General features: G+C 43.5%; 27 protein-coding genes and 1 pseudogene. 22 read left to right on the forward strand and 6 right to left on the reverse strand.

Translation table 11 applies throughout. The features are described 5' to 3' along the window. Nucleotides 1-536: 536 nt before the first annotated feature. The 15 genes from QZ176_RS09235 (at nt 537) to QZ176_RS09305 (ending at nt 7,765) form a co-directional block, all read left to right on the forward strand. Nucleotides 537-872, forward strand: coding sequence for a hypothetical protein (locus QZ176_RS09235; RefSeq protein ID WP_295153041.1), 336 nt, complete (start codon nt 537-539; stop codon nt 870-872). 75 nt (nt 873-947) lie between these two features. Then, the gene (locus QZ176_RS09240) at nt 948-1,334 is read left to right on the forward strand and encodes an Imm41 family immunity protein (protein ID WP_295153072.1); all 387 of its coding nucleotides are present in this window, start codon (nt 948-950) and stop codon (nt 1,332-1,334) included. A 4-nt stretch (nt 1,335-1,338) separates the two neighbouring features. Then, complete coding sequence (locus tag QZ176_RS09245; RefSeq protein ID WP_295153043.1) at nt 1,339-1,734, forward strand: Imm41 family immunity protein; 396 nt, start codon at nt 1,339-1,341, stop codon at nt 1,732-1,734. Between the two features lie 68 nt (nt 1,735-1,802). Next, the gene (locus QZ176_RS09250; RefSeq protein WP_295153045.1) at nt 1,803-2,966 is read left to right on the forward strand and encodes a hypothetical protein; all 1,164 of its coding nucleotides are present in this window, start codon (nt 1,803-1,805) and stop codon (nt 2,964-2,966) included. A 65-nt stretch (nt 2,967-3,031) separates the two neighbouring features. Further along, nucleotides 3,032-3,373: a hypothetical protein gene (locus QZ176_RS09255; RefSeq protein ID WP_295153047.1), complete on the forward strand. Its 342-nt coding sequence runs from the start codon at nt 3,032-3,034 to the stop codon at nt 3,371-3,373. Nucleotides 3,374-3,406: 33 nt separating this feature from the next. Beyond that, nucleotides 3,407-3,805, forward strand: coding sequence for a phytanoyl-CoA dioxygenase (locus QZ176_RS09260; RefSeq protein ID WP_295153049.1), 399 nt, complete (start codon nt 3,407-3,409; stop codon nt 3,803-3,805). Between the two features lie 25 nt (nt 3,806-3,830). Continuing rightward, nucleotides 3,831-4,169, forward strand: a complete 339-nt coding sequence (locus QZ176_RS09265; RefSeq protein ID WP_295153050.1) for a hypothetical protein — start codon at nt 3,831-3,833, stop codon at nt 4,167-4,169. 32 nt (nt 4,170-4,201) lie between these two features. Next, on the forward strand, nt 4,202-4,813 hold the full coding sequence (locus tag QZ176_RS09270; RefSeq protein WP_295153052.1) for a hypothetical protein: 612 nt from the start codon (nt 4,202-4,204) through the stop codon (nt 4,811-4,813). Nucleotides 4,814-4,829: 16 nt separating this feature from the next. After that, nucleotides 4,830-5,183, forward strand: coding sequence for a hypothetical protein (locus tag QZ176_RS09275; protein ID WP_295153054.1), 354 nt, complete (start codon nt 4,830-4,832; stop codon nt 5,181-5,183). Nucleotides 5,184-5,346: 163 nt separating this feature from the next. Continuing rightward, a complete protein-coding gene (locus QZ176_RS09280) occupies nt 5,347-5,826 on the forward strand; it encodes a hypothetical protein (protein WP_295153055.1) in 480 nt (159 codons plus the stop codon). 46 nt (nt 5,827-5,872) lie between these two features. Next, complete coding sequence (locus QZ176_RS09285; RefSeq protein ID WP_295153056.1) at nt 5,873-6,145, forward strand: hypothetical protein; 273 nt, start codon at nt 5,873-5,875, stop codon at nt 6,143-6,145. A 22-nt stretch (nt 6,146-6,167) separates the two neighbouring features. Then, nucleotides 6,168-6,440 (forward strand): colicin immunity domain-containing protein, encoded by a 273-nt coding sequence (locus QZ176_RS09290; RefSeq protein WP_295153057.1) that lies wholly within the window; start codon nt 6,168-6,170, stop codon nt 6,438-6,440. Nucleotides 6,441-6,532: 92 nt separating this feature from the next. After that, on the forward strand, nt 6,533-6,961 hold the full coding sequence (locus QZ176_RS09295) for a hypothetical protein (RefSeq protein ID WP_295153058.1): 429 nt from the start codon (nt 6,533-6,535) through the stop codon (nt 6,959-6,961). Continuing rightward, nucleotides 6,951-7,337 carry a phytanoyl-CoA dioxygenase gene (locus QZ176_RS09300; protein WP_295153059.1) on the forward strand — a complete coding sequence of 129 codons (387 nt, stop codon included), beginning with the start codon at nt 6,951-6,953 and terminating at the stop codon, nt 7,335-7,337. Before QZ176_RS09295 ends, QZ176_RS09300 begins: the two co-directional genes overlap by 11 nt. Before the next feature lie 38 nt (nt 7,338-7,375). Then, complete coding sequence (locus tag QZ176_RS09305) at nt 7,376-7,765, forward strand: phytanoyl-CoA dioxygenase (RefSeq protein WP_295153060.1); 390 nt, start codon at nt 7,376-7,378, stop codon at nt 7,763-7,765. A 265-nt stretch (nt 7,766-8,030) separates the two neighbouring features. Here QZ176_RS09305 and QZ176_RS09310 read toward each other — a convergent pair whose 3' ends face one another. The 6 genes from QZ176_RS09310 to QZ176_RS09335 form a co-directional block, all read right to left on the reverse strand. After that, on the reverse strand, nt 8,031-8,918 hold the full coding sequence (locus tag QZ176_RS09310) for a hypothetical protein (RefSeq protein WP_295153061.1): 888 nt from the start codon (nt 8,916-8,918) through the stop codon (nt 8,031-8,033). A 15-nt stretch (nt 8,919-8,933) separates the two neighbouring features. Then, nucleotides 8,934-9,674: a GNAT family N-acetyltransferase gene (locus QZ176_RS09315; RefSeq protein WP_295153062.1), complete on the reverse strand. Its 741-nt coding sequence runs from the start codon at nt 9,672-9,674 to the stop codon at nt 8,934-8,936. A gap of 135 nt (nt 9,675-9,809) precedes the next feature. Continuing rightward, nucleotides 9,810-10,100: a YciI family protein gene (locus QZ176_RS09320; protein WP_295153063.1), complete on the reverse strand. Its 291-nt coding sequence runs from the start codon at nt 10,098-10,100 to the stop codon at nt 9,810-9,812. A gap of 79 nt (nt 10,101-10,179) precedes the next feature. Beyond that, nucleotides 10,180-11,433: a ComEC/Rec2 family competence protein gene (locus QZ176_RS09325; RefSeq protein ID WP_295153064.1), complete on the reverse strand. Its 1,254-nt coding sequence runs from the start codon at nt 11,431-11,433 to the stop codon at nt 10,180-10,182. A gap of 129 nt (nt 11,434-11,562) precedes the next feature. Beyond that, nucleotides 11,563-12,990 carry a type I glutamate--ammonia ligase gene (gene glnA / locus QZ176_RS09330; RefSeq protein WP_295153065.1) on the reverse strand — a complete coding sequence of 476 codons (1,428 nt, stop codon included), beginning with the start codon at nt 12,988-12,990 and terminating at the stop codon, nt 11,563-11,565. Between the two features lie 193 nt (nt 12,991-13,183). Beyond that, nucleotides 13,184-13,972 (reverse strand): histidinol-phosphatase, encoded by a 789-nt coding sequence (locus QZ176_RS09335; protein ID WP_295153066.1) that lies wholly within the window; start codon nt 13,970-13,972, stop codon nt 13,184-13,186. 71 nt (nt 13,973-14,043) lie between these two features. Between QZ176_RS09335 and QZ176_RS09340 the strand changes: the two genes are divergently transcribed. The 7 genes and pseudogenes from QZ176_RS09340 to QZ176_RS09370 form a co-directional block, all read left to right on the forward strand. Then, nucleotides 14,044-15,306, forward strand: a complete 1,263-nt coding sequence (locus QZ176_RS09340) for a peptidase U32 family protein (protein ID WP_295153067.1) — start codon at nt 14,044-14,046, stop codon at nt 15,304-15,306. After that, the gene (gene purE / locus QZ176_RS09345; protein WP_295153068.1) at nt 15,303-15,803 is read left to right on the forward strand and encodes a 5-(carboxyamino)imidazole ribonucleotide mutase; all 501 of its coding nucleotides are present in this window, start codon (nt 15,303-15,305) and stop codon (nt 15,801-15,803) included. Before QZ176_RS09340 ends, purE begins: the two co-directional genes overlap by 4 nt. A gap of 3 nt (nt 15,804-15,806) precedes the next feature. Beyond that, entirely contained in the window at nt 15,807-16,283 is a 477-nt protein-coding gene (locus tag QZ176_RS09350) for a GyrI-like domain-containing protein (RefSeq protein WP_295153069.1), read from the forward strand. Between the two features lie 26 nt (nt 16,284-16,309). After that, nucleotides 16,310-17,146 (forward strand): annotated as a pseudogene (gene glyQ / locus QZ176_RS09355) (glycine--tRNA ligase subunit alpha); the annotation flags it as partial. A gap of 167 nt (nt 17,147-17,313) precedes the next feature. Next, nucleotides 17,314-18,036 carry a Nif3-like dinuclear metal center hexameric protein gene (locus QZ176_RS09360; protein WP_295153070.1) on the forward strand — a complete coding sequence of 241 codons (723 nt, stop codon included), beginning with the start codon at nt 17,314-17,316 and terminating at the stop codon, nt 18,034-18,036. A gap of 9 nt (nt 18,037-18,045) precedes the next feature. Next, complete coding sequence (locus tag QZ176_RS09365; RefSeq protein ID WP_291939698.1) at nt 18,046-18,753, forward strand: zinc ribbon domain-containing protein; 708 nt, start codon at nt 18,046-18,048, stop codon at nt 18,751-18,753. Next, the coding region (locus tag QZ176_RS09370; RefSeq protein WP_295153071.1) for a glycosyltransferase N-terminal domain-containing protein at nt 18,750-20,008 on the forward strand (1,259 nt) is incomplete at its 3' end. The genes QZ176_RS09365 and QZ176_RS09370, both read left to right, overlap by 4 nt.

A 20,008-nucleotide genomic window follows, 5' to 3' on the forward strand; every position in this document is an offset into this window, starting at 1 on the left:
TTTAAAGAAGCCTCTAAGCCTTTGACTTTTTATCTGCAAATGAAAGCAAAAGAAGAGATTAATAAATTTGAGCTAAGAAGCTTTTAAGATCTTTCTAATATAATCCCCTTGTTCATAAGGACGAAGAAGGCTTTGAGCTTTTATCTGTTTTTATTTGTTCTCTGCCTTAAAGAACAAACATCTTACAGATAGGCGCTTAAGGCATTTAGTGAAAATGTATTAATCAACATCTTTAAGATTTTAAACCTTGAGCTGCTATAAGGCTTAAGCTAAATTTCTTAAGGTTTGAAACTTCTTAACTCATTTTTGCTTATTATTTAAAGTTTCCTTAAGAGACTACAAATATTTTTATATAGTTTTTTAAAAGACTATATACTGATATTCTGTAATCGAGTGTTCGGGGGAATTCTGAGGGTTGTAAAAATTCAACGCAGGACACCACTTTTATCACTAATCAAATCGGCAAATTCTATGATTGATCGTTTATGTCTAAAAAGCCAAAAATAAGTAAGGATATAACAAGAATAAGAGCTTTCATGAAAAATAAAATTTACTTTATTGCCGCCGCTATAATATTATTTGCGTGGATATTTTATCTATATAAAGAGCAAAGTGCCTCTTGCGATATAAAAGATCTTTTTATGGGCAATTCAGAAATAACAAAAGAGTGCAGAATTGCTATAATAAGGCAATTTGACAAGAACGGTAACCCGCGCGCATATAAAAGACTGAGTTTAGTTTATGGAAAAATTTTAAGCGAAAAACCGACAGAAGAGGTTTTAGATGAGCTAGATCAAGAAGAGATAGAATTTTTGAAAAAATTGTATCCTGATTCAAAAATTTTATCTAAAGAGTCGCCAAGCAGAAAATAATCGATTTTTATAAACGCAAATTTGCCATAAAGATGGCTAAATGTTTAATAGAGAATGAAAAAAGGACGGTGATTGATGGACTTAGAGCTTTTATACCAAAATTCAACGAATTCTGACAAATTCAGCATCAATTCGTTTGTCGGGAAATTTATCTATCAAAAAACTTGGTCGGATTGCGACTATTGGGAGTTAGATAAAGCTTTAATGCAGATTTTGAGTTTTTATCATAACAAAACGCTTCCAAAAGAAATTTTCATCGCAATACTAGCGATATTTAATGATGTTATCGGCGTGGAGGACAAATCAGAAATTTATGTAAGCAATATGCTGTGCGCGAAAAACAGCGACGGCGTAGTGCCTAGCATATATGATAGATTTGAAAGATTAAAGGTTCTGTGCAACAGCATCGTATTCAAAGAAGAATTTAGCAATAGCGGTTTTTGGTATATTCCAAAGGATTGATGCAATGAATCTTGTAAATTTTTATAGAAATACCGCATTTGATGATAGATATGATGCAAATTCCTTTATAGGTATGATTTTGGATAATAATCTATGGTCCGATGATGAATATTGGAAATTGGAAGCCGATTTAAAAAAGATTTTGCGGCATTATAAAAACAAAGAGTTGGACCCAGAAATAATGCAAGGCATTATTTCTATCTCTAATGATATATTTCTAAACGGAAGTTGGCGCGACGTAGATATAGACGCAAAAAGCGAATATTTTAAAACGTATAAATATCAAGAAGATACAAAGCCGAATATTTTCGATAGATTTCGCCGTATAAAAAGCTTATTATTGGCGGTTGCTTCAGGGGATGAAAATTTTTATAAAATCAAATTTTTCTATGAAAATTAATATGAATGATCTTTGCTTCGCAAATAAGGTGTATAATTCAGCAAAAGCAAAAATTACGGTGGACAGAAATGAAAAAGTTATTAAATTTGACAAATAGTAGTTTAAAGCTGAGCGATATAAATTTTAGCAGCTTTAGTGCTTCTAAAAACTGGATCGGTTTCTTTGAGATCGAAAGCAGGGGCTGGCTAAGCGGAGTAAGCTTAGCGATAAAATTATTTGATAACTTTTTTAGAAAATATAGCGATGAAGTATTTATCGTAAGCGCTCTAATGTGTGATAATAAAGCATACAAAAAATATAAAGCAATCTCGCAGGTAAAGCCGTTATACGATAAATTTAAAGATCTTGGAATTTTGCAAGAACAAAATGAGTATTTTTCTCTGGCTAGAGATAAAGAATATCCGCTGCCCGCTATGTGCATAAGAATGGACATTCTGAAATGGGACGATATAAAAGAGCTGGCTAAATTTTTAATGTGCTATGATTATTCTATAAACGAATGGTGTTTTATAGTTTTTCCGAGTTTAAATTTAGCCGTCTATCCGCATGATAGCAAGGGTTTTGGCTGTATAGGGCTAAATGACGAGATTAAATATGGAATCAACTTTTTAAAATTTTGCGAGAAAAACAGCATGGCAAAAGTGACGATAGATAAAAAAGAGGTTAATTTGAACAAAGCGGTTTTTCTTCTGCCTAAAAATAATGAAGAGCTATTTTCCAGAGCGCAAGAAGTAAGAGAGATAAAAAGAGGAACTTTGTATGCCGATCCGAATTTAATTAAATTTATTGCCCTTAGCGGCTCAATCAAAGATCTGAAAATATCGCAATTAAAGCAGCTATTGCGCGAAGGCTTGATCTATCTTGATACAGGAATATTTTTTATCAAGAATCTTAAAAGGGAAAGAATAGCCACAACAGAGAACATTTTAATTAATTCTTCAATATATCAAGGCTTAAGCGATTTTGAGTGGTCGATCAATGAAGTGGAGATCAAAAATCCAAATTTAAAGGAAGATGATTTTATTAAAGAATGCCTTTTATTTTTGAAATTGGTAAAGGAAAAGATCGAAAATATGGATATTGAGAACAGCAGATTTGCTTTATGTTTGGATTTCTATAATATCGATGGACTGAGCGCGGATTTCGAGCTTTATACTTTAAGAGATAATGAAAAGATCGTAGATTTTTCAGAGGCTAAATTTAATCAAAGCTCGGTATATGTAATTATATGAAATTTATTTTCTAGGCATGATTAAAGTATAAAATTTATAACTACCATCCCAAAGGAAGGCATAAAATGACATATATAAAAACATACCCCGATACGGTAGAGATGAGTGATTTTTTGGGTTTTTATCCGGATGAAATAGATAGTGATATTGGAAAATATACGTTCGAAATAGACGGGTTAATATTTACATATTGCATAGTCGAGGGATGGGTAGAAATTACTATAAAAACAGGCGGAAAGACGGCTGTGGAATTTACCGCCGAATGCATCGAGTCCTTAAAAATTAGAAGAAATAAAGATGGCGAATTTATAGAAATAGGACAAAATTTTGCTATAGACAGAATGGTACAGATAGAGTTGTATATAAGACCGAAAATTTTATTAAAATATACGAGTTTAGAATGCTAGATGAAACCCACATCCCAATAAAAGGAAACCCAAATGCAAATTAACGGAAAAGAGATATTCTACAAAGGCGGTCTTATGTTTCATCTGTGGCGAATGGCTTCTTTGGAATATCAGGATAAATATATTATTCATCCCACAATCGACGAATATGAAGATCCGTCGGAAATGGCAGAAGTATTATGTAACCAATGCGAGCGAGCTTTAAGCGATAAATTTAGATTTTGCTTCTTGCCCTATGAAAGAGAGATATTAAGGGAGCTTGTAGACCTTATATATAAATACTTTAGAGACGGGAGTTTATTGAAAAGCGAAGAAGATGGTGACTATCTAGTATATGAAAATAAGTCTTGGATAGAGGACAGAGAATTAGCTCTAAGAACAATCCAAATTTTTGGTTATGATTTAGATGACTTTAGCTATGACTTCAATTAGACTTGATTTGGGAATGCGGTTTTAAATGAATAAAAAGACGATTTTAACTATTTTATCGGGAATAGTCGAAGATGGCGATTATATCTCTTTATGGGAGATCGTTTGGGAATTAAATTCTATTAACGTTGCCAATTCGCTTAAAGTGGCGAAAGAAATTTTATTGTTCTTATACGAGCAAGGGTATATAGGATTGTTTAGTTCAAATTGGGGTTATGATACAGAAATGAAAGAGATACGCGATAAATCTGAAATTTTAAATATTTTAAGAGATGATAAAAATTATGAGCCGGTCGATGTAAATAGCAAATACTTTTGTGTGACTGAAACTCAGCAAGGAAGAGCTTATTATGCAAAACAATGCTAAAATGCGAAAAACAATAATTTGGACGGTATAAAATGAGAGTAAAAGCGCTTGATTTAAATTTAAACCCATATGTCTATTTCTTTAGCGAAGCGGAAGATTTTAGATTTAAGATTTTTAAAGATTTTCAAGCCGCAAGCGGGAAAAGATCGCTGGATTTTTATGAGCTCGAGGCGTTTAGCCTAATGAAAAGCACCGAAGTCTATGAGACCGACTCTATCGCCAGCACATTAATTCATAATTTTAGTTTATGCGATGAGAATGTAAGAGATATTTTAATAATGCTCTTTGGGCAGTTTTATCTAAATAATTTCATAGATACCGACATAAAATATAAAAATAGCGCTAATATAAATTTAAATATGAGAAAATTTGAAGAATGGAAAATTTTAAGAGATAATTTCTTTTATAATTTAGATAAATTTATAGCCCGCCCATACGAACCTCTAAAAAATTATATTTACGCAGATTGCGCTTTTTGGGAGGAGCCGAATCGGTGGTACCATCATAATATGTATATGTTTATCACAGAATGCGGCAAAAAATATTATGATGAAATTTTGATTCCGAGCCTTTACAATAAATACAAACACATAGAGGTTGGTATCGACGAAGAAGGAAATGTAACGAAGTGGTACGGGATATAAAATTTAGGAGAATAAAATGGCAAGAGGAAGAAAAGCACTTTTGCAATCACTTTTTGCTTTAGCGTCAATTGAATTTCAAACCAAGTATATTGATAATGCCGATGCAGATGCTGATGTATATACATCGCCGGAAGAATTGTTAGAGGACCTAAGTAGTGCCTGCATAGAGGCGCAATCATTTAAGGAAGAATTTACGCAAGATGAATTAAAGCGATGTGAAGCAATGAGAGACAAGATAAAAAGTCTTCCCAATGAAGATATATATAAAACGCCTCTTTGGGAAGAACTACGTAAAGAAGCGAAAGATTTTTTAAATTTTATGGGTTATAATGTAAGCGATATCGACGATAGCATTTTTAAGCAATTTTAATTTTAGCTTTATGAATTTGTAGTATTAAATTTACATACAATTATAAGACAAAAGTAATGATATTTTAAAAACGCTTTCGGTGTTAAAATTTATGAAATATCACGCCGCGCCGTAAAGTGGTCAGAAATTTCTTTGAGATAGGATTAAAGAGTAGGGGGAGAAAATGACAGAAGTAGTGATTGACTTTGATGAGTTGCAAAAAGACAGAAGATATATTGATGAATGGCATGATTATTGTCCCAAAGAAATAGAGCATAAGTTATACTCATATTTATCCGAAAAGCTGTCTTTACCGCTACGTATCGGCCCTGGTGCATTCGCGGATTTCTTTTGGTTTCTACGATTTAAGGAATGGAAAGAATATAGCGAGGAAGAGTGGGAGCAATATAAAGATAAAGACGGGTGGGAAAGCTATAGCGAATATATCGAGGAAAAAGAGGAAAACTCACGATACGGTTTAAAAAATAAGCAAGGCGTTCGAGACGATTTAAAGCTAATTTTCTTAAATTTTAATGCATTTAAGAAAAAATACAGTGATTTGGCTAAACAGCTGCTAAGTGTAATAAAATTTACGCTCTCGGAGACCGCCAAATACCCAGATAACGATGACTTGCTTGATATTCAAATAGAAATTCGAAGCTAGAAGATTATGAAGCGGCGATGAGAAATAAATTTAAGGAAAGCAGCAAATGAGATACAACGATTTGATATTTTTAAATTTATTCCGTAATTACAAAGATGAATTTGCCAGAGTCGGTCGGCGCGACTTTGTAATTTATTTGGAAGAACTGGTCAAGGCTGGAGAATATGGTATAGTGCTGGAAGATTTTTTAGTTCAAATGTATGAATATGATATAAAAATTTCCTCTAACGACTTAACAATTATAAAAAATTTATGCGAAGGCGTGAATGTCGATAGTAATTTATGGTCGATTCTAAGTATTAGGGCAGTGGGCGATTAAAATATATCCAAAAAGGCTCATTGTGATAGAGGAATATATAAAAATAATAGAGGATTTTTTGCAAAATAGAATCGACGTATTTGAATTCGAAAAGATATATTGGGATAAATTTATGAATGATAAAAATTTCCCCGATGAATATTATGAGCCGCTAAACAGGCTTCTTACCGATATCGATGAATTCGAACCAGACGAAGAGTTGAGGGGTGATGATACAGTAGGTGATCCATTAAGTGAAGAGGATTTAAGGGAGTACGCGAAAAAGGCTTTAAAACAAATTGCGCTTTTAAAATAGTAGTTTTATAAAATGATAATTTCTGCGAGAATTTTAAAAATATATTACGATATAATGCGGGCAAACTCATATCCCAATAAAAGGAAACCCAAATGCAGAAAAATAATGCACAAAAGGCTTTTATCGTCGAGCCTTTATATTGTCTTGCATCGAGAAAACATCAGATTAGATATATAGATAATTCCACTATCGATGAATATGCAACACCGGGCGAATTAGTCGAATATGTATATAATCCTCTAGAGATAGCCCAGAGACCGGAATACAAATTTCTATTTACAGAAATAGAACTAAAAGCCATAGCAGAGTATAAAGAAATGATCGATTATTTTTATAGCAAATATGACTACGATGAGATATATGATAATATGTCTGAAATTTGGAAAAAGATAATGGAGAAGTCATTAAGACTACTGAATATACTTGGTTTCACTCTTGATGATTTTTATGAGCGCGGGGATTTAAAATCCAAAACCAACGGAACCCATATCCCAATAAAAGGAAATTTAAATGCAAATTGACGGAAAAGAGATATTTAAAAAGGGCGATCTTATGTTCCATTTAACTCGAATGGCTTCTTTGGAACATCAAGATAAATATATCGTTCATCCTACGGCTAAACATTACGAAAGTCCTTCGGAAATGGCGGAACTTTTATATACCGAATGCAAGAACGCTTTATTGGAGCAATTTAAATTTTGCTTCTTACCATACGAGAGGGATGCGCTAAGAGAACTTTTGGAGCTCATAGATAGATACTTTAAAGATCAAAGCCTATTAGAAGGCATAGGTGAGTATTTGGTATATCACAATAAATCCTGGATAGAGGTTAGAGAGCTATCTTTAAAGACCTTGCATATTTTCGGATATGATTTAGGTGACTTTGACCTATATTAAACTCACGGAGACAGCACTTAAATAAAAAGGAAACCCAAATGCAAATTAACGGAAAAGAGATATTTAGGAAAAGCGGGCTTATGGTTAGTCTATGTCGAATGGCTTATTTGGAATATCAAGTTGATCATTTGATACATCCTGCAGTTGAATATTACGAAAGCCCATCGGAAATGGTAGAATTTTTATATACCGAATGTAAAAATGCCTTATTGGAACAATTTAAATTTTGTTTCCTGCCATACGAAAGGGATGCACTAATGGTGCTTATGGAACTTATAGATAAAAATTTTAATAACCGCAGCTTATTAGAGGCAGACGGTTACGAATACCTAGTCTATCATAATAAATCATGGGTAGAAGTCAGAGAGCTAGCCTTAAAAACTTTGCATATTTTCGGCTACAAACCATATAACTTTAATTATGATTAAATCCAGATTAGACTTAGCAGAATGAAATTTATCCTATATATCTTTACTCTGCTACTATGTCTAAGCGCCTGGGCTCTGCTTGGTTATATACAGCAAAAATAAGACGACACGCCGCGCAAACAAATAGTTTCATTTCGGGCTCATTTATGCTGCGCCGTACCATGCCGCGCGCCGCAACGACGCATCTTAACGCCGCCAGGCCACGCTTTGCCGCTACGTCGCGACGCATACTATCGCTGCGCCTCAAACCCCAGTGCCGAAGCGCCTAGATCATCTTTCCGACGAGTTTTTCTTTAAATTCTTTGTAAATTTCAGGCCCCGCGTGTTTGTATTCGCTCGTCAGCTTATTGTGAAATTCCGCCATATCGCCGCCGCTTTCGCGGTAGAGCTTGATCGCGTTTCGCCTTACGGCGCCGTCTTTTAGGTCGCTATCGTAGGCGATGCTCGCGTATTGCGCTCGCGCGCCGTCCTTGATCTCACGGTAGGCTTCGCAGCCTTTGGCTCTGCCGAGCTTTGCGACGCACGCGGCATAGAGGGCTTGCAGGCTCACACACTGGGGTATCAGCGCCTCTGCCGCGGCAATGTCCGCTTTGGCGATTTTGGAATTTGCAGCCTTTTGTTCCTGTTGTGCAGCCTTCGGCTCCTGCTTCGCGGTTTTAGGCTCTTGTTTTGCGGTTTTTACCCCTTGTTTTTGGGCCTTTGGCTCCTGCTTTGTAGCTTTCGGCTCCGCTTTTTGGGTTTTTTTCTCTGCCGCGCTACTTGTTTTGCTTTGTTTTGTACCCGCTCCTGCGGCATGCGAGGCTAGGCTGATCTTTTCAAATTTCGGATTTTTGCGGTAGTTTAGATTATTAAAAAATTCTATCACGTCGTCGTAAAATTTGTCGTTGCTGACGATGCCGATCTTGCCCTCCTGCCCGCAGAGTTTGCCCATCAAAAACACGATGATCTTATCGGCGAAGTCCTTTCTTTGCTTGCCGATCGTAAAGACCTCGCCTATGCTAACGCCCATCTTTGATAGGCGCGCAAGGGTCAAGGCGCCGATCTTTTTGGCGGTGTTGGAGACGATATTTAGCTCGTCGCCCTCTTTTAGATTTACGACGTCAAAAATATTATCTACGTCGATATTTTCGTCGTCAATGATAAAATGGGTCAAAGTTTTTCCTTTAAATTAAATTTCAATGCCCGTGCTCGCGCAAATTTCATCTCTAAAACGCGCGAAGGGCCTCATCGCGGGCTGATTTTGCAGATGCGCGCCGATCGGCTTTTGCATCCACGCCATATCGTACCAGCGGCCGAATTTATAGGCGCAGCGCTCGAATTTTCCGACGAAGCAAAAGCCCATTCGCTCGTGAAATCGCACGCTAGCGTCGTTTAAGTATTCGTCATCCCCGCAAGCGATGCAAGCGTTCATGTTTGCGATGTTTTGAGCTCTGAGCGCGCGCTCTAGCGCTTCGTAGAGCAGCCTGCCGATACCGCAAGCGCGCACGTTTTGCGACACATAAACCGAGCTCTCCGCCGACCAATCGTATGCCGCGCGCTCTTTGAAAGCCGAAGCGTAGGCATAGCCGAGGATTTGGCCCGGTTTTAAATTTGCGCCATTTTGTTTCACTGTACCGCTTGCGCAATTTCGCGCCTCGTCTGCGGGCAAAATTTCATTCTCTGCGCCCGCCGCACTCGCAGAAATTTTAAAATTTTCATTCCGTTCGTCGTCCGCGCATGCCGCCTCGTCGCTTACGTAAGCGAGCAGATATGGGTATCTTTGCAGCGTCTGCTCGATTCGCCCCGCAAATTCCGCGGCGCCGGGCACGTCGTATTCGAAGCTAATCGCCGTTTGCTTTACGTAAGGCGCGTAAATTTCAAGCAGCGCGTCCGCATCTTGCGGCGTTGCGAGCCGCAGTTTTATCAGCACCCGATCTCCTTTAAATTTAGCCGTTTTTGCATAATTTCAGTTTTAAGCTTATCTAAATTTGCCGCCGCGTTTCGGCTTTTAATTCGGGTCAAAATTTCATCTCGCACGCAAATTTTAAAATTTAACCCGCGTCTTTTATTCGCCGAAAAGTCGCCAAAACTCGGGCGCAAATTTCGTCGGCGCAAATTCTATGATCTCGTATTTTGCGACGCCGTTTTGAAAGAACGGATCTTGCGCGATGATCTCATCAAGCTCCGCGCGGTCTTTGGCGTTGATTAAGATGATGCCGCCGGTGCGAGGGACTTTGCGCCCCGAACAGATAAATTTATCCGCCGCATAAAATCGGTCTAAAAACGCGTTGTGCTCGTTGATGAAGCGATCGACTTCGCTAATTTCTTTAACGTAGGTGAGGTTTGCAATAAACATTTTGATCCTTTGTGAGATTTGAAGCGCGATTTTAGCATAAAATTCCAACGGATAAAATTCCCGCTGGAATTTTCGCGCGCTACGTTATAAAAAATATCGGCGAAATTCCGATTATCGCGCAACCAAGCGCTGCGTAGCGAAGCTTTATCGCAGCAAGCGCGCAGATGTTTGCGAGCGCGAAAAGAAGCGGCGGAATTTGCGCCTGAAAGCTCGGTAGCGCAAAGTTTAAAAACGCAAGCAGCGGCGTATCGAGCGCGCCGCCGAGCCCGAATAGATGCAAAAATATGCTTAGCGGATAAAAGATCACAAACACGTATCCCAGCGGCATGACGCTAAGCTGCTGCAACGAAGCGGTCGGGAAGAAATAATAGACCGCCACGTTCATGCTGAGCCAAACGTAGAGGTTAAAAAGTATGACGTTCTGCCAGAGCTTAAATTTTGGCGCGAAGTGGTGCAGGTAGAGGAAGATATACAGTACGCCGAGGCAGGAGAAATAAAATCCGATCGAAAAGGCTAAGTGCGGGAAAAACGCGAGTAGAAGCGCGATGGTGAGAAAAAGGTTCGTAAATTTAAGTACGTAGAAATTTCGCATCGCTAGGTAAAACCCTACGCAGCACATCGCAAGCGAGCGCAGAAAGCTCGGCGTGAAATCAAGCACGAAGAGATATCCGCTCATCAGCACGATCACAAAGACGCTAAGATCGCGCTTAGCGCTGCGGTACGGAAAGTAGCGATCCTGAAAATAGCGGTAGATCGGCATTGCGAGCAGAAAGGCCGTGCTAAAGATAATGCCCAGATGAAAGCCGCTGATCGAGATGATGTGCGCTATGCCCCAGTTCGTCACGCTAGCGCGCAGCGGTTTTGAAATCTCGGTCGCAAAATACAGCGCGGAGTAAAGATCTGCCGTCATCTCATCTTCGTGTTGGGCGCGAACGAAGCTTATCGCGCGCCATTTTGCCCCAGAGGGCGCGGTCTCGCCTCCGATTTTAAAATTTGGCGCGTAAAAGCGCTGCTTTAAAAAATCTAAAAATTTTACGTTTTTCGTTACGATGCCGATATTTACGCGCGCGAAGCGGTGAAATTCCCGCCCGAGCCCGGCAGTTGTGTAGAGGGTAAAATCCGCCGTTTTGAGCTTTAGCACCGTGTAGGTGCGGCCGCGCTCGTTCGTTTTGGCGTAGGCATTTAAAATTTGCGCGTCGTAAAAGGCGTAGTTTCTCGCGCGGAATTCTCTGAATTCATAAAATTTCACGCCTAGGTTTATCGATAAAATTCCAAACAAAATGAGCAGAAAGTATAAAATTTCGCGTTTAGAGTAAAAGAGTTGAAGCTTCACGGGCGGTATTTAAGTTCGCGCATGCGGTAGAATTTTAAAAGCTCTTGCGCGGCGAAATTTTAAAATTCCAAGGCTCTATGCCGCACCGTCTCGTAAAAACCGGGCGGCGCGGCATAAAATAAGCCCGTCTTAGCACGAATAATTCGTCGCAAACTCAAACGGCGTAGGGCGCGCCTCGTAAGGCCAAACCTGCGTTTCAAATTTAAAATGCTGATAGGTCTCGATAAAAAGCTCGCTCATTATCGGGCGCAGATACTCATTATCGCGGATTACCGCCTCTAGGCTGCCGCGAAGCGTGTGCGGAAGCTGCTCGATGCCGCGCTCGCGGATCTCATCCAGGTGCAGCTTGAATAAATTCTCATCCATCGGCCCCACCGGCTCGGTTTTGTTTTTGATACCGTCGATGCCCGCCATCAGCATCGCCGCAAACGCCAAATACGGGCATGCGGTGCTATCTGGGAAGCGCATCTCCGCGCGCACCGAGTGCTCGCCGCTGCCGTAAGGGATGCGGATCGAAGCGGAGCGGTTTTGGCTCGAATAAGTTAGAATGGACGGCGCCTCAAAGCCCGGGATCAGGCGCTTGTAGCTGTTGGTGCTCGGGTTCGTAAACGCCGCGATGCTGCGCGCATGCTTTAGCACGCCGCCGATATACCATCTAGCCGCGTCGCTTAAATTTGCGTAGTTGCCCTTTTTGTAAAAGGTGTTTTTGCCCTTTTTCCAGATCGATTGGTGCACGTGCATTCCGCTGCCGTTATCGCCGTAGAGCGGTTTTGGCATAAAGGTCGCGGTCTTGCCGTTTAGGTGCGCGACCATCTTTACTACGTATTTGTATTTTTGCACGTTGTCGGCAGCCTCGACGAGAGTGCCGTATTTAACGCCGATCTCGCCTTGTCCTTGCGCTACTTCGTGGTGACAGATGAAGGTCTCAAGCCCGATCTGTTCAAGCACTTTTAGCATCTCGGCGCGTAGATCGACCATCGAATCGACGGGCTGGACGGGGAAGTAGCCGCCCTTTACGCCCGGGCGGTGGCCGCTGTTAAAGCCGTCTTTGTAGTTTTTGCCGCTGTTCCAATGCCCCTCTTCGGTGTCCACCTTAAACATCGCGCAGTTCATATCGTCGATGATCTTTACGTCGTCGAAAACAAAAAACTCGTTCTCCGGCCCGAAATAGCAGGTATCTCCAAGACCCGTAGTTTGCAGAAACTGCTCGGCTTTTTTGGCGATCGAGCGCGGGCATTTTTCATAAAGCTCGTTTTTGTAGATATCATAAACGTCGCAGATGACGATGATCGTAACGTCAGCGGTGAATGGATCTAAAAACGCCGTCCCTACGTCGGGCTTTAGCATCATATCGGATTTATCGATCGGCTGCCATGCCGCTACCGAGCTCGCGTCAAATGGAATTCCGTCGGCGAAGTCCTTCGGCAAGCGCTTGTAGTTGTAAGCGACGTGGTGCCAGGTGCCTTTTAGATCGGTAAATCGAAAATCGACGAACTCGACCTCGTTCTCATCGCAAAATTTAAAAAATTCCTTCACGTCATTAACAAATTTTCCCATATTTTTTCCTTTTTTCCGCCCGTATTCGGGCTAAATTTAACGGCGGATTTTAACATTATTTAGTTGAAATTCGACTTTATCTGTGCCGTTTTGCGCGCCGCGATTTTTAAAATTTTGCGCCGCCGAAGCTTTTGAAATTTTAAAATTTCTTGCCGTCCGCGCCTTTTTAAATTTAAAGGCGGCCGCCGTAAATTTACGCCAGACTTACGAACTGCCGCTCGCGATTTTTGAAAACGGCGATCCGCTCGTAGCCGAACTCGCGCGCTTTGGCGTAAATTTTATCGTAATTTAACGCCACTTGAGCTACCGAGTGCGCGTCCGAGCTAAGCGTGATTGGCACATCCGCATCCGCTAGCATCTGCAAAAGCGCGTCGCTTGGATAAATTTCATTTGCGGGCTTGCGAAGCCCGGCGGAGTTTAGCTCCACGACGATGCCGCTTTTTTTGATCGCGTTTATCGCGCCGCCTGCCAAAACTCGAATATCTTTTTTCGGAGTAAATTTAAAAATTTTAATCAGATCCATATGCCCTAAAATGTCAAATTTGCCGCTTTTGCACAGCGCGCAGATCAGCGCAAAGTATTCGCGATAAACGTCGTCTATTTCGCGCCCGCTCCACTGATCTAAAAATTCCTCGTTATCAAAGCCCCAGTTGTTTAAAAAATGCACCGAGCCGATGAGATAATCAACCTCGCGCGCGAAAATCCGCTCATCCATTAGTTCCCGTTTCGTCATAAAATCGACCTCGTATCCCAGCCGCACGTCGATCTGCCCGCTAAACTCATCTCGCAGATCCCTAATCATCCGCTCGTAAAACTCCATCTGCTCGAAGCTCATTCGGTATTTTTGATCGAAGTTCATCGGCGCGTGATCCGCAAAGCCGAAAATTTCTATGCCTCGTGCGATCGCCGCTTCCAAATACTGTCGCGGCTCGCCGCTAGCGTGGTTGCAAAGATAGGTGTGGTTGTGTAGATCGGCTCGCATCAACTGCTCCTTAAATAAAATTTTGGCTAAATTGTAGTAAAATCGCGCTTAAAAAATCACTAGGAATGTATTTGAAAAAACCCGAACTCTTAGCTCCTGCTGGGAATTTAACGAAACTAAAAATCGCCCTGGCTTACGGCGCGGACGCCGTGTATGCAAGCACCGGCTCATTTTCGCTGCGCCAGCGAAGCGCGAAGGAATTTAGCAAGGAGAGCTTCGCGCAGGGCGTCGCATACGCGCACGAGCGTGGCAAGAAGCTTTATGCGACCGTAAACGGCTTTGCGACCAACGGCCAGCTAGGAAACATCGAAAGGCATTTGGAATTTCTTCGCGATCTGCGCGTGGATGGAATTTTAATCGCCACTTTAGGCGTCGCAAACCTCGCGCGAGCAATAGCTCCCGAAATTCCGATTCATGTCTCTACTCAAGCTAACGTGCTAAACTATCTCGATGCTCAGGTTTGGGCGGAGCTGGGCGCCGTTCGCATCGTCGCGGCGCGAGAGATGACGCTCAAAGACGCCGTGCAGATCAAAGATAAAATTCCAAACTTAGAGATCGAAATTTTCGTGCACGGCTCGATGTGTTTCGCATACAGCGGGCGCTGTCTTGTTAGCGCGGTGCAAAGCGGACGCTTCAGCAACCGCGGAAGCTGCGCGAACGACTGTAGATTTAACTACGAGCTTTACGCGAAAAATCCCGAAACCAGCGCACTTTTCCGCTTACAAGAGCGTGAAGGGGAGGGCACTTTCGTAATGAACGCGAAGGATCTTAGCCTAATTTCACATGTGCAAAAGATCATGCAAACGGGCGCGATCGATAGCTTCAAAATCGAAGGGCGCACTAAAAGCGAATACTACGTCGCGTGCGCTACGAACGCCTACCGCGCGGCGATCGACGATGCTGCGAGCGATAAATTTGAAGCCCGTGTTTACGAGCGCGAGATTGCGACGCTTAAAAACCGCGGTTTTAGCGACGGATATTTGATAAAGCACCCGTACGAGCGCGCCGATACGCAAAATTTAGACCGCAGCATCGAACTTGGCACGCATCAGGTCTGCGCGATCTCGCAGGATGGCGAGTTTATAAGCGTCAAGGATAAAATTTTACCCGGCGAGAGCTATGAAATTTTTGCTCCGCGCGGCTTTGAAATTTACCCTTGCGATAATGAAATCGGCGAAATTTTTGAGCTTGACGGCAAGCCATATTTAAAATTTAAGAAGCTGCAAAGCCGCAGCGGTAAGGAATTCAGCGAGATTCACAGCGGCAATCTAAATGAGATTAAGCTGCCTGCGAAGCTCGCGGAGTTTTGCTTTTTAAGAAAGGAGATGGAATGAAATTTGTTTCTATAATAATGGGCTCAAAGAGCGATTACGAGGTCGTTTACGAGGCGGCTAAAATTTTAAACGAATTCGGCGCGCCGTACGAGATGATCGTATCTTCGGCGCACCGAAGTCCCGCCCGTACGGCTAAATACGTCGCGGACGCCGAGAAAAAGGGCGCGCAGGTTTTCATCTGCGCGGCGGGCATGGCGGCGCATCTTGCCGGCGCGGTCGCTGCGAATACGACCAAGCCGGTGCTAGGCGTCCCGCTCGGCGGTAGCGCGCTTAGCGGCGTAGATGCGCTGTATTCGACCGTACAGATGCCTGCGGGCATCCCCGTCGCGACGCTTGCGATCGGCAAGGCAGGCGCGAAAAACGCAGCGTATCTGGCGGTGCAAATTTTAGCTCTAAGCGACGAGGTGCTAAGCTCGAAGCTAAAGGCGGATCGCGCGGCAAAAGCGGAGGCGCTGAAAAAGGACTCCGAGCAGATCGAAGTGCTGCTTGAGGGCTAGGCTTTGAAAATTTTAAAATTACGCGAGAGCTTTGAAATTTGCGGCTTAAAGGCTCGCACGAATAACGCAGATGAGATGAGTGGGCGAGGGGTGATCGCAAATTTGTGGGGCGAGTTTTTAAAATTTAACGCTAGCAGAAGCAGCGCCGAGAAAAACGAAATTTACGCCGCATATTACGATTATGAAAACGGCGCACAGGGCGAATACTCCGTGCTAATAGGCACTTGCTCGAAGGAACAGCACCATAAAGAAAACCACAACGAAGCTTGCAAATCCGCGAAGCAGTGCTGCAAAAATGAGCGCGATGAAACCGGCGATAAATTACGTATCGAAGCAGGCGATTGCGCGGTTTTTGATTTTGCGAACGAGCCTACGAGAGCTGGCGAATCTGGACCGGAATTTGGAAATTTTTTGAAAGCTCAAAACTTCAAAGAGCCTTTAAAACGGACTTTGAAAAGCTCTTTGGAAGATAAAATTTAAATTTACATATCGATAAAAGGATAAAAATGACGTTTTCACAGATTATTTTGACGCTTCAAAACTACTGGCACGAGCAGGGCTGCTTGCTCGTTCAGCCCTACGATATGCCCGCGGGCGCAGGCACCTATCATCAGGCTACCTTTTTGCGCAGTCTAGGAAGCAAACCTTGGCGCGCGGCATATGTCGCACCTTCGCGTCGCCCCACAGACGGGCGCTACGGCGAAAACCCAAACCGCTTGGGCGCGTATTATCAGTTTCAGGTGATCTTAAAACCGAGCCCGGATAATATCCAAGAGCTCTATCTAAAAAGCCTAGAGAAGCTGGGGCTAGATCTTAAAAGCCACGATATACGCTTCGTAGAAGATAACTGGGAAAGCCCGACGCTAGGGGCCTGGGGGCTTGGCTGGGAGGTTTGGCTAGACGGCATGGAGGTGACGCAGTTTACCTATTTTCAGCAGGTAGGCGGCATTACGTGCGAGCTAATTAGCGGCGAGATCACCTACGGGCTTGAGCGCTTGGCGATGTATTTGCAAAACAAAGACGACGTTTACGACATCGTCTGGGACGACAAGGCGGGGCTAGTAACCTACGGCGACGTGCATAAAAGGGGCGAGTTTGAGTTCAGCAAATATAACTTCGAGCTTGCGGACACCGCGATGCTTTTTAGTCAGTTTGAAAACTGTTTCGGCGAGTGCAAAAGCATCCTAAAGCACGGCCTGGCGCTTCCTGCGTATGATTACTGCATGCTCGCGGCGCACACGTTCAACGTCCTTGACGCGCGCGGAGCGATCTCGGTCACGCAGAGGCAGGATTATATTTTAAAGATCCGCGATCTTGCCAAAAACTGCGCGCTTTGCTACGCAGATCCGCAAAAATACGTCGCCGAGCTGGACGCCGCAACGTGCGGTGATAAAAAAGGCGGTAAAGAGGGCGGCGCGGCGGACGCAAACTCGGCAGGCGTAAATTTAAAAAACGCCCACGGCAAGCAAAATTCCGCGGATAAAGCGGATAAAAGCGCAAAGTAAAATTTATGAAAACGGGCGAAATTTATGAAATTTTAAACGCCGCCGCGCCATTTTGCGACGCGGAGGCATGGGATAATAGCGGGCTAATGCTCGGAAACTTGGATGATGAAATTTCAAAAATCTATCTAAGCCTCGACGTTACTAGCGAGCTGGTGCGCGAGGCGGAGGCGGGCTCGCTTTTTGTGGTGCACCACCCGCTGATTTTCAGTCCGCTAAAATCGCTTGATCCGCGGCTCTATCCTGCAAATTTGATCTATGAGATGATCCGCAAAAACATCTCTCTCATCGCGATGCATACGAACTTTGACAAGCACGTTTTAAACGGATTCGTAGCGCGCGAAATTTTAAAATTTGAAATTACGGATGAGCGAGAATTTTTGGTTTTCATGTGCGCGGATTTGAGCTTTGAGGCTCTGTGTGCGGATATAAAACGCAAGCTTGGCATCGAGCATCTGCGCGCCGTAAAGACGAAAAATTTCATCCGAAATATCGCGCTTTGCACCGGTAGCGGAAGCGAACTAAATCAAAGCTTAGGCGTGGATTGCTTCATCACGGGCGATATAAAATATCACGCGGCGCTTCAAAATTTAGAAAACGGCGTGAGTTTGATCGATATAAATCATTTTGAAAGTGAGCGCTATTTTGGGCGCGCGCTCGCACCTTTCTTGCAAAAAAGCGAAATTGAAGTTATAATAAGCGAGCAGAAAAATCCATTTACGTATTATTAAAGGAAGAAGATGAACAAATATTTAAGCCAATTGGTAGAGCTTTGCGAATTCGATAAGCAGCTGGACGGATTTAAGCCTAAAATCGAGGCCGCGCAGGAGAAACTAAGCAAAAAAAGCGGCGAAATTTCAGGCGCAAAGGAACAGATCGAAACTCTAAATGCGGAGATCGCTGAGCTAAAATCTCAAATTTTACAAGCAAACGCGCAGCTGAGCGCCTTTTCGTCTAAGCTAAAAAGCACGGGTAAAAAAAGCGGCGCGGCAAAGACCGAAAAAGAGATCAAGGCCCTTAGCGTCGAAGAGGATATCGCAAAAGAGCAGCTCGAAGCCACAAACGAGGAGATCGAAAGGCTAGAAAAGATCGTAGCCGCAAAGGAGGCGCTCGTAAAAGAGCAGAGTGAAAAGCAAGAGGCGTTTGAAGCCGAGCTAAAAAGCTTGCAAGAGCAGGTAAGCGCCGAGATGGGCGAGGTCGAGGTTGCTCGCGGCGCGATCTACGCCAAGCGCGATAAACTAATGCAGGCGATGAACCCCAAAACCGTCTCATTCTACGAAAAGATCCGCAAGTGGGCGGGCAATACGGCGGTCTCGCCGGTGCGCAAACAGGCCTGCTACGGCTGCTTTATGCGTATAAGCGACAAGACCTATTCTGCGGTCATCAAAAGCGACGACATCGTAACCTGCCCGTATTGCGGCAGAATTTTATATAAAGAAGCCGAGTGATCTACACCACCTTGGCGTTTTTGGCGTGGCTTGCAGCTGCGCCTTTTATTTTTATCCTAAGCTTTAAAAAAAAATACCGCACGAGCCTGAAGGCGCGATTTTTTCTATACAAAAATCCTAAATTTAGCCCCGCTGCGGTGCATTTTCACGCTTGTAGCCTGGGCGAGGTAAACGCTCTTGCGCCGCTAATTTCTAAATTTGATAGCGTCGCGCTTAGCACGACCACGCAGACGGGCTTTGACGCGGCGCGCGCTCTCACGCCGAACTCTCGCTACCTGCCGTTTGAAAACTGGCTTCCATTTTGGCTTACGGGCAGCCGCGTGCTGGTGATTTTCGAAGCGGAGCTGTGGCTAAATTTGATCCGTGCCGCTAAATCGCGCGGAAGCTACGTGATCCTGCTAAACGCGCGCATTAGCGACCGCTCGTACGCGAGCTATCTGCGTTTTAAGCTTTATTATCGCAAAGCGTTTGAAAATATCGATCTGGTGCTTGCGCAAAGCGAGCTTGATGCGGCGCGGCTGCGGGAGCTCGGCGCAAAAAATATAAAGGTCGCGGGCAACATAAAAAGCGCGAATATCGCCGTTGCGACGAAAGACTATTCCGCCGCGACCGCAAATAGCTTCGTGCTTACAATCTCAAACACTCACGAGGGCGAAGAGGAGCTTGTTTTATCAAATTTAAATGATTTTATAAAATTTCACGGCTCGCAGAGTATGCCCGAAAAAGACCCATACGCAGCGGGTGCCCGCGGCGATAAAAGCTTGCCTGCGGCTGAGCTTCGCGGCAAGACGAGCTCGCTTGAGCCGGTAAATTTAAACGCAGCTTCTTTGGATGCGGCGAGCTCAAGCGACGCTTCGTCCGCCGTGCCGAATACGGCGCCTTTAAACGGCGCGTCTTTAAATTCTACCGCACCGAATGCAGCGCTTGCGATTGCCGCGCCGCAAAAGCTAAAAATTATCCTGGCGCCGAGACATCCGGAGCGCTTCGAAAAGGTACGTGAAATTTGCAAGACTTGGGCGCGCGAGCACGGACTTAGCTTTGAGCGATTTAGCGCGAGCGCTGGGCTTGCGAGCGATTTTATCTTGCTTGATGCCTTCGGCGAGCTAGCGAACTTTTATAAAATTTCAAATGTTGTGATCTTGGGCGGCAGCTTTTTGCGCAATATCGGCGGACACAGCCCGATCGAGGCGGCGAGCTTCGGCGTGCCGATCATCAGCGGGCGATTTTTTCATAATCAAAAGGCGCTGTACGCGCT

It is taken from the genome of uncultured Campylobacter sp., assembly GCF_905373215.1.
Classification (GTDB): domain Bacteria; phylum Campylobacterota; class Campylobacteria; order Campylobacterales; family Campylobacteraceae; genus Campylobacter_B.

What these genes read in the sequence shown, in the direction of transcription:
- QZ176_RS09235 (WP_295153041.1), top strand. Translation starts at nt 537, where the DNA reads ATGAAAAATAAAATTTACTTTATTGCCGCCGCTATAATATTATTTGCG.
- QZ176_RS09240 (WP_295153072.1), top strand. Translation starts at nt 948, where the DNA reads ATGGACTTAGAGCTTTTATACCAAAATTCAACGAATTCTGACAAATTC.
- QZ176_RS09245 (WP_295153043.1), top strand. Translation starts at nt 1,339, where the DNA reads ATGAATCTTGTAAATTTTTATAGAAATACCGCATTTGATGATAGATAT.
- QZ176_RS09250 (WP_295153045.1), top strand. Translation starts at nt 1,803, where the DNA reads ATGAAAAAGTTATTAAATTTGACAAATAGTAGTTTAAAGCTGAGCGAT.
- QZ176_RS09255 (WP_295153047.1), top strand. Translation starts at nt 3,032, where the DNA reads ATGACATATATAAAAACATACCCCGATACGGTAGAGATGAGTGATTTT.
- QZ176_RS09260 (WP_295153049.1), top strand. Translation starts at nt 3,407, where the DNA reads ATGCAAATTAACGGAAAAGAGATATTCTACAAAGGCGGTCTTATGTTT.
- QZ176_RS09265 (WP_295153050.1), top strand. Translation starts at nt 3,831, where the DNA reads ATGAATAAAAAGACGATTTTAACTATTTTATCGGGAATAGTCGAAGAT.
- QZ176_RS09270 (WP_295153052.1), top strand. Translation starts at nt 4,202, where the DNA reads ATGAGAGTAAAAGCGCTTGATTTAAATTTAAACCCATATGTCTATTTC.
- QZ176_RS09275 (WP_295153054.1), top strand. Translation starts at nt 4,830, where the DNA reads ATGGCAAGAGGAAGAAAAGCACTTTTGCAATCACTTTTTGCTTTAGCG.
- QZ176_RS09280 (WP_295153055.1), top strand. Translation starts at nt 5,347, where the DNA reads ATGACAGAAGTAGTGATTGACTTTGATGAGTTGCAAAAAGACAGAAGA.
- QZ176_RS09285 (WP_295153056.1), top strand. Translation starts at nt 5,873, where the DNA reads ATGAGATACAACGATTTGATATTTTTAAATTTATTCCGTAATTACAAA.
- QZ176_RS09295 (WP_295153058.1), top strand. Translation starts at nt 6,533, where the DNA reads ATGCAGAAAAATAATGCACAAAAGGCTTTTATCGTCGAGCCTTTATAT.
- QZ176_RS09300 (WP_295153059.1), top strand. Translation starts at nt 6,951, where the DNA reads ATGCAAATTGACGGAAAAGAGATATTTAAAAAGGGCGATCTTATGTTC.
- QZ176_RS09305 (WP_295153060.1), top strand. Translation starts at nt 7,376, where the DNA reads ATGCAAATTAACGGAAAAGAGATATTTAGGAAAAGCGGGCTTATGGTT.
- QZ176_RS09320 (WP_295153063.1), bottom strand. Translation starts at nt 10,100, where the DNA reads ATGTTTATTGCAAACCTCACCTACGTTAAAGAAATTAGCGAAGTCGAT.
- glnA (WP_295153065.1), bottom strand. Translation starts at nt 12,990, where the DNA reads ATGGGAAAATTTGTTAATGACGTGAAGGAATTTTTTAAATTTTGCGAT.
- QZ176_RS09335 (WP_295153066.1), bottom strand. Translation starts at nt 13,972, where the DNA reads ATGCGAGCCGATCTACACAACCACACCTATCTTTGCAACCACGCTAGC.
- purE (WP_295153068.1), top strand. Translation starts at nt 15,303, where the DNA reads ATGAAATTTGTTTCTATAATAATGGGCTCAAAGAGCGATTACGAGGTC.
- QZ176_RS09360 (WP_295153070.1), top strand. Translation starts at nt 17,314, where the DNA reads ATGAAAACGGGCGAAATTTATGAAATTTTAAACGCCGCCGCGCCATTT.
- QZ176_RS09365 (WP_291939698.1), top strand. Translation starts at nt 18,046, where the DNA reads ATGAACAAATATTTAAGCCAATTGGTAGAGCTTTGCGAATTCGATAAG.